At 73.0% G+C, this 14,156-nt stretch carries 10 protein-coding genes and 1 riboswitch; of the genes, 2 read left to right on the forward strand and 8 right to left on the reverse strand.

Going from position 1 to position 14,156, the window contains the following annotated elements; translation table 11 throughout:
• Positions 1–15: 15 nt before the first annotated feature.
• From cobO to ACIPSJ_RS08260, 8 genes are all read right to left on the reverse strand, one after another.
• Complete coding sequence (gene cobO / locus ACIPSJ_RS08225) at positions 16–615, reverse strand: cob(I)yrinic acid a,c-diamide adenosyltransferase (RefSeq protein WP_355715989.1); 600 nt, start codon at positions 613–615, stop codon at positions 16–18.
• Positions 615–2,627 carry a putative cobaltochelatase gene (locus ACIPSJ_RS08230; protein WP_359220597.1) on the reverse strand — a complete coding sequence of 671 codons (2,013 nt, stop codon included), beginning with the start codon at positions 2,625–2,627 and terminating at the stop codon, positions 615–617. Before ACIPSJ_RS08230 ends, cobO begins: the two co-directional genes overlap by 1 nt.
• Positions 2,624–6,280, reverse strand: coding sequence for a cobaltochelatase subunit CobN (cobN, locus tag ACIPSJ_RS08235; RefSeq protein WP_401344424.1), 3,657 nt, complete (start codon positions 6,278–6,280; stop codon positions 2,624–2,626). Before cobN ends, ACIPSJ_RS08230 begins: the two co-directional genes overlap by 4 nt.
• On the reverse strand, positions 6,277–7,809 hold the full coding sequence (locus ACIPSJ_RS08240) for a cobyric acid synthase (RefSeq protein WP_359220592.1): 1,533 nt from the start codon (positions 7,807–7,809) through the stop codon (positions 6,277–6,279). The genes cobN and ACIPSJ_RS08240 overlap by 4 nt, the downstream gene beginning before the upstream one ends.
• Positions 7,806–8,747 carry a cobalamin biosynthesis protein gene (locus tag ACIPSJ_RS08245; RefSeq protein WP_401344426.1) on the reverse strand — a complete coding sequence of 314 codons (942 nt, stop codon included), beginning with the start codon at positions 8,745–8,747 and terminating at the stop codon, positions 7,806–7,808. Before ACIPSJ_RS08245 ends, ACIPSJ_RS08240 begins: the two co-directional genes overlap by 4 nt.
• Before the next feature lie 99 nt (positions 8,748–8,846).
• Positions 8,847–8,989: riboswitch (cobalamin riboswitch) on the reverse strand.
• A gap of 151 nt (positions 8,990–9,140) precedes the next feature.
• Entirely contained in the window at positions 9,141–9,368 is a 228-nt protein-coding gene (locus ACIPSJ_RS08250; protein ID WP_401344427.1) for a hypothetical protein, read from the reverse strand.
• A gap of 19 nt (positions 9,369–9,387) precedes the next feature.
• A complete protein-coding gene (locus ACIPSJ_RS08255; protein ID WP_359220586.1) occupies positions 9,388–10,626 on the reverse strand; it encodes an inorganic phosphate transporter in 1,239 nt (412 codons plus the stop codon).
• A 176-nt stretch (positions 10,627–10,802) separates the two neighbouring features.
• A complete protein-coding gene (locus ACIPSJ_RS08260) occupies positions 10,803–11,579 on the reverse strand; it encodes a lysozyme (RefSeq protein WP_401344429.1) in 777 nt (258 codons plus the stop codon).
• A 196-nt stretch (positions 11,580–11,775) separates the two neighbouring features.
• On the opposite strand from ACIPSJ_RS08260, the gene ACIPSJ_RS08265 reads away from it, so the two are divergent.
• Complete coding sequence (locus tag ACIPSJ_RS08265; RefSeq protein ID WP_355716013.1) at positions 11,776–12,510, forward strand: class II aldolase/adducin family protein; 735 nt, start codon at positions 11,776–11,778, stop codon at positions 12,508–12,510.
• Positions 12,511–12,686: 176 nt separating this feature from the next.
• A complete protein-coding gene (locus ACIPSJ_RS08270; protein ID WP_401344431.1) occupies positions 12,687–13,814 on the forward strand; it encodes an alpha/beta hydrolase family protein in 1,128 nt (375 codons plus the stop codon).
• Positions 13,815–14,156: the final 342 nt, after the last annotated feature.

Here is a 14,156-nt window from a genome sequence, read left to right on the forward strand (position 1 = left end):
GACCTCACCATGACCTCACCACTCGATGCCCCTCTGCCCCTTCTGCCCCGCGTCCATCGGGTGCTTGACCTTGGACATGTCGGTGACGAGATCGGCGAGGTCGACCAGCTTCTCCGGCGCGTTCCGCCCGGTGATCACGACATGCTGGGTCCCGGGCCGGTTGCGCAGCACCTCGACGACCTCGTCGGTGTCCACCCACCCCCAGTGCATCGGGTACGCGAACTCGTCCAGCACGTACAGCTGGTACGACTCGGCGGCGAGGTCCCGCTTGACCTGCTCCCAGCCCTCCCGGGCCTTCTCCTCGTTGTCCATCTGCGCGTCCCGCTGCACCCAGGACCAGCCCTCGCCCATCTTGTGCCAGGCGACGGACCCGCCCTCCCCGGAGTCCCCGAGGACGCGCAGCGCCCGCTCCTCGCCGACCTTCCACTTCGCCGACTTGACGAACTGGAACACCCCGATGGGCCACCCCTGGTTCCAGGCCCGCAACGCGAGCCCGAAGGCGGCGGTGGACTTGCCCTTGCCCACGCCCGTGTGCACGACCACCAACGGCCGGTTACGGCGCTGACGGGTCGTCAGCCCGTCCTCCGGCACGACACTCGGCTGCCCCTGCGGCATTACGCGGCCCTCCTCGAACGACCCTGAACATCCTTGACCAGCCCGGCGATCGAGTCCGCCCGCAACTCGTCGAGCGTCACCGCCGTCCCGCCCAGTTCACCGGCCAGCTGTCCGGCGAGCCCCAGCCGCACCGGCCCCGACTCGCAGTCCACGACCACCGAGGCGACCCCGTCGGCCGCGAACAGCCGGGCCGCCCGCCCCGCCAGGGCGACCGGTTCGGGACCGCCCGTGGCCCGTCCGTCGGTCACCAGCACCACCAGCGCCCGCCGCGCGGGATCCCGCAACCGCTCCACCCGCAGCACGTCGTGCGCCTTGAGCAGCCCCGCCGCGAGCGGTGTACGACCGCCGGTCGGCAGCGACTCCAGCCGGGCTGCCGCCGCGTCCACGGACGAGGTCGGCGGCAGCGCGACATCGGCTGCCGAACCCCGGAACGTCACCAGTCCCACCTTGTCCCGCCGCTGGTACGCGTCGAGCAACAGCGACAGCACGGCCCCCTTCACGGCGGTCATCCGCTGCCGGGCCGCCATCGACCCGGACGCGTCGACCACGAACAGCACGAGGTTGCCCTCGCGCCCCTCCCGGGTCGCCTGCCGCAGATCGTCCCGCCGGATCACCAGCCCCGGCCCGGACCGCCCACGGGCCCGCTGGTGCGGGGCGGCGGCCTGCACGGTCGCCGCCAGGTGCAGCTTGGTCAGCGCACCGCGCGGCCGGCGCGCACCGGTGGTCCGCCCATGCTCGGTCCGCGCCCGGGACCGCCGCCCGGCGGCCCCCTCGCCGATCCCCGGCACGCTCAGCACCTTGGTGCGAAAGGGCTCGGCGGCCCGCACCGGAGCCTGCTCGCCGCCCCCGGCCTGCCGCGGTACGCCGTCGCCCTCCCCGGCCTCGGGCCGGGCGGCACCGTCCGAGCCGCCGTCGCCCTGCGGCCCCTCGTCGGGCCGCGGCTGCCCGCCGCCCCCGCCGGGACCGTCGGGATCCGGATCGTCCTCGCTCTCGTCCTCCCCGGAGAACTCCTCCAGCGTCTGGTCCAGCCTGTCCTCGTCGAGTCCCGGCGCGTCGAAGGGGTTGCGGCGCCTGCGGTGCGGCAGCGCGAGCAACGCGGCCTGCCGGACGTCCTCCGCCAGCACCTCGGTCCGCCCGGCCCACGCGGCCAGCGCCGTCGCGGTCCGCGCCATCACGATGTCGGCGCGCATCCCGTCGACCTCGAAGGCCGCGCAGGTCGCCGCGATCTGCCGCAGCGCCCCGTCACCCAGCCGCACCGACGGCAGCAACTCCCGCGCCGCCACGATCCGTTGCCGGACGGCGGCCTCCTCACCGGCCCACCGCGTCGCGAACCCGGCCGGATCGTCGTCGTACGCGAGCCGCCGCCGTACGACCTCCACCCGCTGGTCGGGCTCGCGGGAGGCGGCCACCTCCACGGTCAGTCCGAACCGGTCGAGCAACTGCGGCCGCAGCTCGCCCTCTTCGGGGTTCATCGTGCCGACGAGCAGGAACCGCGCCGCGTGCCGGACCGAGACGCCCTCGCGTTCCACGTAGGACGCGCCCATCGCGGCCGCGTCAAGGAGCAGGTCGACCAGGTGGTCGTGGAGGAGGTTGACCTCGTCGACGTAGAGGATGCCCCGGTGCGCGTCGGCGAGCAGCCCCGGCTCGAAGGCCTTCACGCCCTCGGCGAGCGCACGCTCGATGTCCAGCGCCCCGACCAGCCGGTCCTCGGAGGCGCCGACCGGCAGCTCGACCATCCGCGCCGGACGGGACTCGAAGGCCCCGGGCGGGTTGTGCGGGCCGTCCGGGCAGGCCGGGTCCGGCGCCGCCGGATCGCAGGAGAACCGGCAGCCGGCGACCACGTCCACGGCCGGCAGCAGCGCCGAAAGGGCGCGTACGGCCGTGGACTTGGCGGTGCCCTTCTCGCCGCGCACCAGCACCCCGCCGACCGCCGGGGACACGGCGTTCAGCAGCAGCGCGAGCCGCAGGTCGTCCTGGCCGACGACGGCGGTAAAGGGGAAGGGGGTGCTCACTGGTCGTCGCCCTCCAAGTCGCCTTCCAGCTCCAGATAGGTGGCGCGCAGCCGCTCCAGGGTGTCCGCGTCCGGCTCGGCCCACAGGCCCCGGTCGGCGGCCTCCAGGAGCCGTTCGGTGATCCCGCGCAGCGCCCACGGGTTGGACTTCTTCATGAAGTCCCGGTTCTCCGCGTCGAAGACGTACTCCGCGCTGAGCTTCTCGTACATCCAGTCGTCTACCACGCCCGCCGTGGCGTCGTAGCCGAAGAGATAGTCGACGGTCGCCGCCATCTCGAAGGCACCCTTGTAGCCGTGCCGGCGCATCGCCGCCATCCAGCGGGGGTTCACCACCCGCGCCCGGAAGACCCGGTGCGTCTCCTCGCCCAGCGTCCGCGTCCTCACCTGGTCGGGCGTGGCCGAATCGCCCACGTACGCCTCGGGGTTGGCGCCGGTCAGGTGGCGCACCATGGCGACCATGCCGCCGTGGTACTGGAAGTAGTCGTCGGCGTCCACGAGATCGTGCTCGCGGGTGTCCACGTTCTTCGCGGCGACCGCGATCCGCTTGAACGCGGTCTCCATGTCCCCGCGCGCCGCCCGCCCGTCGAGCCCGCGCCCGTAGGCGTAACCGCCCCACACCGCGTACACCTCGGCGAGGTCGGCGTCCGAGCGCCAGTTCCGGGCGTCGATCAGCGGCAGCAGCCCGGCCCCGTACGCCCCCGGCTTGGAGCCGAAGACACGGGCCGTCGCGCGCCGCCGGTCGCCGTGCTCGGCGGTGTCCTCGTCGGCGTGCGCCCGCACGTAGTTGGACTCCGCCGGCTCGTCCAGTTCGGCGACCTTGCGCACCGCGTCGTCGATCAGCCCGACCACGTGCGGGAACGCGTCCCGGAAGAAGCCCGAGATACGGACCGTGACGTCGATGCGCGGCCGGCCCAGCTCGTCGAGGGGGATCACCTCGAAGCCGGTGACGCGCCGCGAGGCCTCGTCCCACACCGGACGGCAGCCGAGCAGCGCCAGGATCTCGGCGATGTCGTCGCCCTGGGTGCGCATCGCGGAGGTGCCCCACACCGTCAGTCCGACGGACTTCGGATACTCACCGGTGTCGCTCAGATACCGCTGCACGAGCGAGTCCGCGAGCGACTGGCCGACCTCCCAACTCAGCCGGGACGGGATGGCCTTGGGGTCGACCGAGTAGAAGTTCCGGCCGGTGGGCAGGACGTTGACCAGTCCGCGGGTCGGCGAGCCCGACGGACCCGCCGGGACGTAACCGCCGTCCAGGGCCTTCAGGATGTGCCCGATCTCGTCCGTGGTCCGGGCGAGCCGCGGTACGACCTCGGTGCAGGCGAACTCCAGCACGGCGACCGCCTCCGGGAGTTCGGTGCCCAGCACCTCCCGCACGAGCGCGCGGCTCTCGCCGACGGCCCAGCCCCGCTGCTCCATGCCCTCCGCGACCCGGCGGCACAGCTGCTCCAGCAGGTCGATGGCGTCGGCCGCGGTACGCGAGGGACCCTCGACCAGATCCGACAGCTCGACCGGCACCTTCACCGGCGCGCCCGGCTCCGCGAGCAACTCCTGCTCGCCGAGCCCGAAGTGGGCCGCGAAGGAGGCCCGCAGCCCCGGCAGCGCGTTGGCCTGCCCGCCCCACACCTGGGAGGCGCGCAGCACGGCCAGCACCAGGTTCACGCGGGCCTCGTCGACCGGGCCGCCGCCGAGGATGTGCAGTCCGTCGCGGATCTGCACGTCCTTGATCTCGCAGAGATAGCCGTCGATGTGCATGACGAACGAGTCGAAGTCGTCGTCTCCGGGCTGCTCGTCCACATGCAGGTCGTGGTGGAGCTCGGCCGCCTTGACCAGCGTCCAGATCTGGGCGCGGACGGCCGGCGCCTTCGTCGGGTCCAGGTCGGAGACGAGCGCGTACTCGTCGAGCAGCTGCTCCAGCTTGGCCAGGTCGCCGTAGGTGTCGGCGCGGGCCATCGGCGGCACCAGGTGGTCGACGACGGTGGCGTGCCCGCGCCGCTTGGCCTGGGTGCCCTCACCGGGGTCGTTGACGATGAACGGATAGATCAGCGGCAGGTCGCCGAGGACCGCGTCCGGTGCGCAACCGGCGCTCAGCCCGAGGCCCTTGCCCGGCAGCCACTCCATGGTGCCGTGCTTGCCCATGTGCACGATCGCGTCCGCGCCGAACGAGTTTTCCAGCCAGCGGTAGGCGGCCATGTAGTGGTGCGACGGCGGCATGTCCGGGTCGTGGTAGATCGCGATCGGGTTCTCCCCGAAGCCGCGCGGCGGCTGGATCATCACGACGACGTTCCCGAACCGCAGGGAAGCGAGCACGATGTCGTCCCCGTCGACGTACAGCGAGCCCGGCGGCTCCCCCCACGCCTCCGTCATCGCGTCCCGCAGTTCCGGGTCGAGCTTCTCGAACCACGCCCGGTAGTCGGCCAGCGGCACCCGCGCGGGCGCGGCGGCCAGCTGCTCCTCGGTCAGCCACTCGACGTCGTGCCCGCCGGCGTTGATGAGCCGGTGGATCAACTCATCGCCGCCGGAGGGGTATTCGGTGACCCCGTAACCCGCCGCCGCGAGGGCGTCCAGTACCCGCACCGCCGACGCGGGGGTGTCCAGACCGACCGCGTTGCCGACCCGGGAGTGCTTGGTCGGGTACGCGGTGAAGACCAGCGCGACCTTCTTCTCCGCGTTCGGCTTGTGCCTGAGCCGGGCGTGCCGTACGGCGATTCCGGCGACGCGTCCGGCCCGCTCGGGGTCGGCGACGTACACCGGGACGTCGTCCGGACCCTGCTCCTTGAAGGAGAACGGGACCGTGATCAGCCGTCCGTCGAACTCCGGGATGGCGACCTGCATCGCCGCGTCCATGGGGGAGAGGGCGGCGTCGGACTCGTCCCAGGCGCTCTTCGAGGAGGTCAGGCAGAGGCCCTGCAGCACCGGCACGTCGAGGTCGGCGAGCGCGCCGATGTCCCAGGCCTCCTCGTCGCCGCCGGCCGAGGCGTGCGAGGCGTGGGTGCCGCCGGCCGCCAGCACGGTGGCGACCAGCGCGTCCGCCCCGGCGAGGGTCTCGTACAGCCCGGCGTCCGCCCCGCGCAGCGAACCGCAGTACACCGGAAGGGCGTTGGCGCCCCGCGCCTCGATCGCCTCGCACAGGGTGTCCACGAAGGCGGTGTTGCCGCTCAGTTCATGCGCCCGGTAGAAGAGCACGCCGACCGTGGGACGGCCGTCTCGGACCTCGTAGGAGCCGTGCACCCCGTACTCGGGCATCTTCCGCGGCTCGTCGAACCCCTCACCGGTCAGCAGCACCGTGTCGGAGAGGAACCGGGACAGCTCCAGCAGGTTGGCGGGCCCGCCCTCCACGAGGTACTTGAGGGCCTCGGCCACCACACCGGCGGGCACCGACGACTCGGCCATCAACTCGGCGTCCGGCACCGCCTCGCCGCCGAGCAGCACGGTCGGGATCCCGGCGGCCTTCAGCGCGGCGAGCCCGTCCTCCCAGGCCCGCTTGCCGCCGAGCAGCCGTACGACGGCGATGTCCGCGCCCTCGACGAGCGCGGGCAGCTCCTCGGCGACGTCGACGCGCGTCGGATTGCCGATCCGGTAGTCGGCACCGGAGGCGGCCCGGGCCGCCAGCAGATCGGTGTCGGCGGTCGACAACAACAACACAGTGCTCATGCGGGCGCTCCCGGTGGAATGAAAGGCAGTCCTTGCGGCGCGCCCGACTCGATGAGCCGCCAGAGCGCGTCGGTGTCCGCGTGCTGTTCGATCAGGTCGCCGAGCCGGTCGAGCTGCTCCTCGCGCAGCGCGGCGAACGAGGTGTCGGGGGCCGGCACGAACCGGCGGCCCGCGGCGGCCGCCACCTCGCGCAGGAAGGCCCGCCGGAAACCGTCCGACTCCAGGGAGCCGTGCCAGTGCGTGCCCCAGGTCTGCCCGACCCGGCACCCGTCCAGGCGGCGTCCCTCGTCATCGGAGAAGAACGCGTCCCCGCCGGTGACTTCGGCGACCCCGTGATGGATCTCGTACCCCTCGACCCGCTCGCCGAGTGCCCTCCCCTCCGGCCGGGTAAGGATCTTCTCGGGGGCGAACCGCACCCTTAGGGGCAGCACCCCGAGACCCTCCACCCGCCCCCGCCGGCTCTCGACCTCGTCCTCGATGTGCTCGCCGAGGATCTGGAAGCCGCCGCAGATGCCGAGGACCGGCCGCTGCTCGGCGGCCCGGCGGCGCAGCGCGTCCGCGAGCCCCCGCTCGTGCAGCCACTCCAGGGCCCGGACCGTCCCCCGGGTCCCCGGAATCACGACGAGATCGGCGTCGGCCAGCTCCTCCGGCCGGTCCACGAACCGCACCACGACCCCGGGTTCGGCGGCCAGCGCGTCCACGTCCGTGAAGTTGGACATCAGGGGGACGGCACAGACCGCGACCCGGAGCACGTCCGCGCCGACGGGCGGGGCGACGGCCGACTCGCGGACGGTCCCGCGCAGCGAGACCCGGAGCCCGTCCTCCTCGTCGATGCCGAGGCCGTGCCGGAAGGGGAGGACGCCGTACGTCCGGCGCCCGGTCAGCCCGTGCAGCATGTCCAGCCCGGGCTCCAGCAGGGAGACATCCCCCCGGAACTTGTTGACGAGGAACCCGGCGACGAGTTCCTGGTCCTCCCGCGAGAGCAGCGCGACGGTCCCGAAGAAGGAGGCGAACACGCCGCCGCGGTCGATGTCCCCCACGACCAGCACGGGAAGCCGCGCGTTGCGCGCGATCCCCATGTTCACGATGTCCGTCCGCCGCAGATTGATCTCGGCGGGACTGCCGGCCCCCTCACAGATCACCGCGTCATACGTGCCCCGCAACTCCGCGAGACAGTCGAGCACGGTCCCGAGCAGCTTCTGCTGCCGCCCGCCGTGGTAGCCGCGCGCACTCAGCTCACCGACCGGCTTCCCGAGCAGCACGACCTGACTGCTCTGCTCGCCACCCGGCTTGAGCAGCACGGGATTCATCAGCGCGGTCGGCTCGACGCGGCAGGCCTGCGCCTGCATGGCCTGCGCCCGGCCGATCTCGGCGCCTTCGCGGGTGACGAAGGAGTTGAGGGACATGTTCTGCGCCTTGAACGGCGCGACCTTCACCCCCTGCCGTACCAGCCACCGGCAGATACCGGCGGTGACGACGCTCTTGCCGGCGTCGGAGGTGGTGCCGGCGACGAGGAGACCACCGTTCATGACGTCCGTCCCTTCGCGACGAGGCGTGCGGTGACGGTCGCGCCGAGCGCGAGCACCCCCACGCGACGGGAGAGCCGTACCGCCCGCCTGATGTCCGCGACCGCCACGGCCCGCCCCTTCCGATTCAGCACGGGCCGGTGCTCGACCCGGCCGCCGTACGACAACGTCCCCCCGAGCCGCACCCCCAACGCCCCCGCGAACGAGGCCTCCACGGGCCCGGCGTTGGGACTCGGATGCTTCGCGGCGTCGGCCCGCCAGGCCCGTACGGCACCCCGGGGATCGCCACCGGCGACCGTGGCCAGTACGGCCGTCAGCCGCGCCCCCGGCCACCCGGCGACGTCGTCCAGCCGGGCGGAGGCCCAGCCGTAGCGCCGGTACCGCGCCGACTTGTGCCCGACCATGGCGTCCAGCGTGTTCACCGCCCGGAAGCCCAGCAGCCCCGGCACCCCGGCCACGGCCCCCCACACCAGCGCGCCCACGACGGCGTCGCTGGTGTTCTCGGCGACCGACTCCACCACGGCCCGGGCGATCCCGTCGGCGTCCAGGGCCTGCGGGTCCCGCCCGCACAGATGCGGCAGCCGGGCACGGGCGGCCTCGACGTCCCCCGCCTCCAGGGCGTGCCCGACGGCCCGGGCCTCGCGGGCGAGCGAAGTGCCGCCGACGACGGCCCAGGTGGCGGCGGCGGTGAGCGCCATGGACGCGGCGGTGGACGGTCGTACGACCCGCTGGGTCAGGGCGCCCAGCGCCACGGCGCCGCCGGCGCACACGGCGGTGTGCAGCGCGCCCCACCCGCGGTGGTCCCGCCACAGCACCCGTTCCACGGCCCCGGCCGCCCGCCCGAACGCGGCGACCGGATGCCCCCGGCGAGGATCGCCGAGCAGCAGGTCACCGAGAAGGCCGGCGGCGGCGCCGTACGCGAAGACGCGATCGGCACCCATCGGCTCAGCCGGCCGAGGGGTCGGGGAAGGGCCGGGTACGGAACCTCGATCGGCAGCCGCGCATGGCGATATGTCCTCACTCAGGGTGTCCACGCCCTGGTTCGACGAGACCGGCGGTGAGAGTTCCTGGCTCCCGGGGATTGCTACCCCGGTGACAGTGGCGGGACCGCGCCGGATTCACACCGGCTTCCTCTCTTGCCGCCGTACATGGCTCAGGAAGTCCACCACGCCCCCGGAAGAGCCGTCAACTTGCCGTTGACCTGCGAGGGGAGAGTGTGCGAAGGCCCACACCGGTTGCCCGGCGGGACTCCTGGGGCATAGCGAAGGGCGTGACGAAGTGCATGACGAAGGCTCCTCCCCGAACGTGCGGGGGAGGAGCCTTCCGGGCCTCGGTCAGGCCTTGGCCACGATCAGGTGGATGCCGTACGCCACGGCGGCCGCGCAGCCCGCGAAGCAGAGGTAGGCGGCGGTCACGGCGAGGGCCGCCGAGTTGCCCCTGGCGGTGGCGCGTTCGCGGGCGGAGAGGCCCTTGATGCCGAGGGTGAAGAGGGCCACCAGGCCCACCGCGACCACGAGGCTGACGCCGAAGACGGAGCCGATGGCTGCCCAGTCGATGTTCATGTCGGTTCTTCCTCGGGGGTCAGACGGTGGCGGCCGGGTCGGTCGCGGGAGCGGCGGGGGAGGGGATGGTGGCCGTCAGGCCGTCCGTGACGGTGCCCGCGGGCGGCGGGGTCACGGCGGCGATCGCCGCGGTCACCACACCGGCCGGCTCGCCGGCTTCGGTGTCGTTGACGTTGGCGCTGTCCACGACCTCGCGGCGGGACAGCTTCCAGATCGTGGCGCTGGCGGCCACCAGGAAGACGGCGACGACCGCGGTGCCCCAGTCGCCGAGGTCCGTCACGGACTCGGCGAGCGCGCCGACCAGCGCGGCGGCCGGGAGGGTGAGCAGCCAGGCGATCACCATGCGGGTCGCGGTGGACCAGCGGACCGTGCCGCCCTTGCGGCCGAGGCCCGCGCCCATCACCGAGCCGGAGACGACATGCGTGGTGGAGAGGGAGAAGCCGAGGTGGGAGGAGGCCAGGATGGCGGTGGCCGCGCTGGTCTGGGCGGCGAAGCCCTGCTGCGGCTGAAGGTCGGTCAGACCCTTGCCCATGGTGCGGATGATCCGCCAGCCGCCGATGTAGGTGCCGAGCGCGATGGCGAGACCGGCGGAGAGGATGACCCAGGTGGGAGGGTTCGAGCCGGGGGCGATCGAACCGCCCGCGATCAGCGCGAGGGTGATGATGCCCATCGTCTTCTGCGCGTCGTTGGTGCCGTGCGCGAGCGAGACCAGGCCGGCCGAGGCGATCTGGCCGGCGCGGTAGCCCTTGCGGGTGGCCTCGTCCTCGGCGTTCTTCGAGAGCGCGTAGGACAGGCGGGTGGCGAGCGTCGCCGCGAGTCCCGCGACGAGCGGGGCGGCGACCGCCGGCAGCAGGACCTTGGCGACGAGCACGTCGCCGTGGACCGCGCCGAAGCCGGCCGAGGCGACGGTGGCGCCGATCAGACCGCCCATGAGGGCGTGCGAGGAACTGGAGGGCAGGCCCACCAGCCAGGTCACGAGGTTCCAGAGGATCGCGCCGACCAGGGCGGCGAAGATGACCTCGGGGCGGATGCCGTTCTCGTCGACGAGGCCCTTGGAGATCGTGTTGGCGACCTCCACGGAGAGGAAGGCGCCCACCAGGTTGAGCGCGGCGGACATGGTCACCGCGATCTTGGGCTTGAGCGCGCCGGTCGAGATGGTCGTGGCCATCGCGTTGGCGGTGTCGTGGAAACCGTTCGTGAAATCAAACGCGAGTGCGGTGACGACCACAATCGCGAGGATCAGCGAGAAGCTTTCCATTTACCCAGACAATCTTTAGAGGTCATCAGCCGTTGGACCGTAGGCAACCTGGATGAACGGAAGGTGAACTGGGGTGGGCGTTGGAGTGTCACTGATCGGGTCTGTGAAGAAGGACGCCCGGGCCGCCGTTCCGTTTCCGGTCCGGCGGCCCAGGCGCCCCTTGGTCGGCCTCGCGGCTAGCGGCCCAGGGTGAACGACCTCAGCCGGCCCATCGACCCGTTGAAGAGATTCTGGTCACCCGGCAGGCTGCCGCTGTTGTCGTACTGCCAGAAGGTCCAGTACGACCATCCGGCCGGCAGCGTTCCCGCGTCCGCCGAGCCGTGGCGGGCGATCCACAGCGCGTGGTCGGCGGCGAAGGCGCTGCTGCCGCCGGTGCACAGGTTCCACCAGTGGGTGGTCGTGTAGATCACCGGCCGCCGGCCGGTCTCCCGCTTCAGCTCGTCACTGAAGGACCTGATCCACCGGACCATCCCGGAGTTGCTCAGCCCGTAGCACCGGTGCTTCTTGTCGTACGGGTTGTACTCGACGTCGAGCGCGGGCGGCAGCGTCCAGCCGTCGGCGGTCCAGGTGCCGCCGTGGCTCACGAAGTAGGCGGCCTGCCGCGCGCCCGACGACTTGTCCGGCAGGGCGAAGTGGTACGCGCCCCGCAGGATCCCCGCCTTGCGCGAGCCGTCGTACTGCTGGCTGAAGTAGGGGTTGCGGTAGGTGGTGGACTCGGTCGCCTTGATGTAGACGAACCGGGCGCCTTTCGCCTTGGCGCCCGACCAGTCGACGTTCTTCTGGTGCGAGGAGACGTCGTGCCCCTTCGGCGGGTCCGCGGCGGACGCCGGCGCCCCGGCGAGCGCGGTCGCGGCCCCCACGAGGGCGAGCGCCGCCACGGACGCCGCGAGGCCGCGGACGCGGTGGCGACGGCGGTGGCGGTGGCGGTACGGCGGAGAGCTGTCACGGGCCATGTTTCCCCCCGGAATGGCAACGCGCACGGAAAATCGTCCAGAGATTATTGGAAGATCGGCCTATGATCGGCGATCTTCAGCCAAGCCTTGACATAGGGCTCTTTGCAGTGATTTGCGCTCTACTGGATTCGGGACACCCGGCCTAAAGTGCCCTGCCGCGCGGGCCGTTCGGGGCGTCGGCTGACAGGATCGAGCCATGGCTGAGCGGTGGCGGGACGAGCGTGACGGGCGGGCTGAACGGGGTGGCGCACAGGGTGTGTCGGAGCCGCGAAGGCGCGATGTACGCGCGGCGGAGGCGAGCGCCTGGCGGGAACTCGTCGCCACGGCCCGCCGCACCGTGACCGACGGACTGGTCGTCGGCACCTCCGGCAACGTCTCGGTGCGCGTCGGCGACACCGTGCTGGTCACACCGTCGGGCGTGCCCTACGACCGGCTCACCGACGACGACATGACGGGCGTGGACCTCTCCGGCCGACAGGTGCTCGGCGCCCTGGTCCCGACCAGCGAGCTGCCGATGCATCTCGCGGTCTACCGCGCCACCGACGCCCGGGCCGTCGTCCACACCCACGCCGTCCACGCGACGGCCGTCTCGACGCTCGTCCCCGAATTGCCGGCGATCCACTACATGTCCGGGGCCCTCGGCGGCGCCGTCCGGGTCGCCCCCTACGCGACCTACGGCACCGACGAGTTGGCCGAGAACATGCTCCGCGCCTTGACCGACCGCTCCGGTTGCCTCCTGCGCAACCACGGCACGATCACCCACGGCGCCACCCTGTCCCAGGCCTACGACCGCACCGCCCAGCTGGAGTGGATGTGCCGCCTGTGGCTGACGGCGTCCTCGGTGCCCGGCCTGACCCCGACCCTGCTCTCCGCGGAACAGGTGGCGGAGGCGGGGGAGAAGCTGCGCGGATACGGACAGCGGAAGGAGTGAAGGCCACGGGGCCAGGTCCCGTCGCGGGCCCATGGCGGGGTCCGGTCCCTTGGCGGGTCCGGTCTCTTGGCGGTCCGGTTCCTTGGCGGGGTCCGGTTCCTTGGCGGTCCGGTCCCTTGGGGGAGACGCGTCTCCCTCCACTGGCCGCCGTCCCGGTCCGCCCCGACACTGGACAGGTGCGCCCAGTCAAAGTCACGGCCGCCGCCGTCGGTGCCGTACTCGCCGCCGGCGCGGCCGGTGTGGCCGCGGGGCGGTTCGCCAGTGGCGCCGCGCTCAAGGCGCAGCCGGGCCGGCCCCTGCCCACCGAACCCCGGCTCACCGTGCACTCCACCGCGGCCGGCCGCATCACCCTCACCCGGGACCTCGCCTCGCTGCGCCCCGGCCGGTACGGCCTGGCCGGCGACGGCACGCACGCGGTCGTCGGCGCCGTCCTGGAGTCCGCCGAGAGCACCCCGGACAGCGTCGTACGGCGCCTGGAGCGGGTGACCCACGGCACCCTGGAGACCGGCGACAAGGTCTGGCTCACCCCCAACGTGCACATCGGCGACCCGGGGGCCGCGCTCGGCCTGGAGTGCGCCGACATCGACATCCCCGGCGAACTCGGCCCGCTGCCCGGCTGGTTCGTGCCCGGCTACCGGGACACCTGGGTGATCGCCGTGCACGGTCTGGGCACCACCCGCGAGCTGGCCATGAACGTCATGGGGTTCCTGCACGGCCGCCGGCTGCCGGTCCTCGCCCTCGCCTACCGCGGCGACCTCGGCGCCCCACGCCCCCCGGACGGCCTGAACCACCTCGGCGAGAGCGAGTGGCGCGACCTGGACGCGGCCATCCGCTACGCCGTCCGCTACGGCGCCCGCCGCGTCGTCCTGTACGGCTGGTCCACCGGCGCCACCATGGCGCTGCGCGCCGCCGCCCACTCGGCACTGCGCGAGCGCGTCTCCGGGCTGGTCCTGGACTCCCCGGTGCTCAGCTGGGAGGCCACCCTGCGCGCCCTCGCCCAGGCCCGGCACACCCCCGAGCCCCTGCTGCCGCTCGCGGTGCGCGCCGCCCAGGGCCGCGCCGGCCTGCATCCCGACCACCTCGCCGACCCCGTCGGCCCGGACCACCCCACCGTGCCCACCCTGATCATCCACGGCCCCGACGACACGGTGGCCCCCTGGCTCCACTCCCGCCGCCTCGCTGCCCGGAGCCCTGACCGCGTCGCCCTGTACACCGTGCCCGACGCCCCGCACGGCGCGATGTGGAACGCCGACCCCAAGCACTACGAGGAGCGACTCCGCCGCTTCCTCACCCCCCTGATGTGACGGCATTCCCACGCGACATCCCCTGGCACAGGGCCCGCCGCATCCCTCTCCTCGCGCAGGTGCCGCAGCATCCCCCCGCACAGGGCTCCGCAGCATCCCCCCGCACAGGGCTCCGCGGCATCCCCCCCCCCCGCACAGGGCTCCGCGGCATCCCCCCCGCACAGGGCTCCGCGACATCCCCGGACGCGCCCCAGCGACAGCCCTCGGGACTCCTTGGGTCACCGGGACCCCCCCGGCCCCGGGTATCGCCCGGACCAGCCCCTGACCATCCCCAGGACCCGCCCCCTCCGGGCATCGCGCAGAGCCGCCCCTGACCATCCCTGGGCCCGTCCCCTCCGGGTA

The organism is Streptomyces sp. NPDC090088 (assembly GCF_044747345.1).
In the GTDB taxonomy this organism is placed as follows: domain Bacteria; phylum Actinomycetota; class Actinomycetes; order Streptomycetales; family Streptomycetaceae; genus Streptomyces.

Excerpts from the sequence above, each read along its gene's own strand:
- ACIPSJ_RS08260 (WP_401344429.1), bottom strand. The coding sequence starts at position 11,579 with ATGGCCCGTGACAGCTCTCCGCCGTACCGCCACCGCCACCGCCGTCGC.
- ACIPSJ_RS08265 (WP_355716013.1), top strand. The coding sequence starts at position 11,776 with ATGGCTGAGCGGTGGCGGGACGAGCGTGACGGGCGGGCTGAACGGGGT.
- cobN (WP_401344424.1), bottom strand. The coding sequence starts at position 6,280 with ATGAGCACTGTGTTGTTGTTGTCGACCGCCGACACCGATCTGCTGGCG.
- ACIPSJ_RS08245 (WP_401344426.1), bottom strand. The coding sequence starts at position 8,747 with ATGGGTGCCGATCGCGTCTTCGCGTACGGCGCCGCCGCCGGCCTTCTC.
- cobO (WP_355715989.1), bottom strand. The coding sequence starts at position 615 with ATGCCGCAGGGGCAGCCGAGTGTCGTGCCGGAGGACGGGCTGACGACC.
- ACIPSJ_RS08255 (WP_359220586.1), bottom strand. The coding sequence starts at position 10,626 with ATGGAAAGCTTCTCGCTGATCCTCGCGATTGTGGTCGTCACCGCACTC.
- ACIPSJ_RS08250 (WP_401344427.1), bottom strand. The coding sequence starts at position 9,368 with ATGAACATCGACTGGGCAGCCATCGGCTCCGTCTTCGGCGTCAGCCTC.
- ACIPSJ_RS08240 (WP_359220592.1), bottom strand. The coding sequence starts at position 7,809 with ATGAACGGTGGTCTCCTCGTCGCCGGCACCACCTCCGACGCCGGCAAG.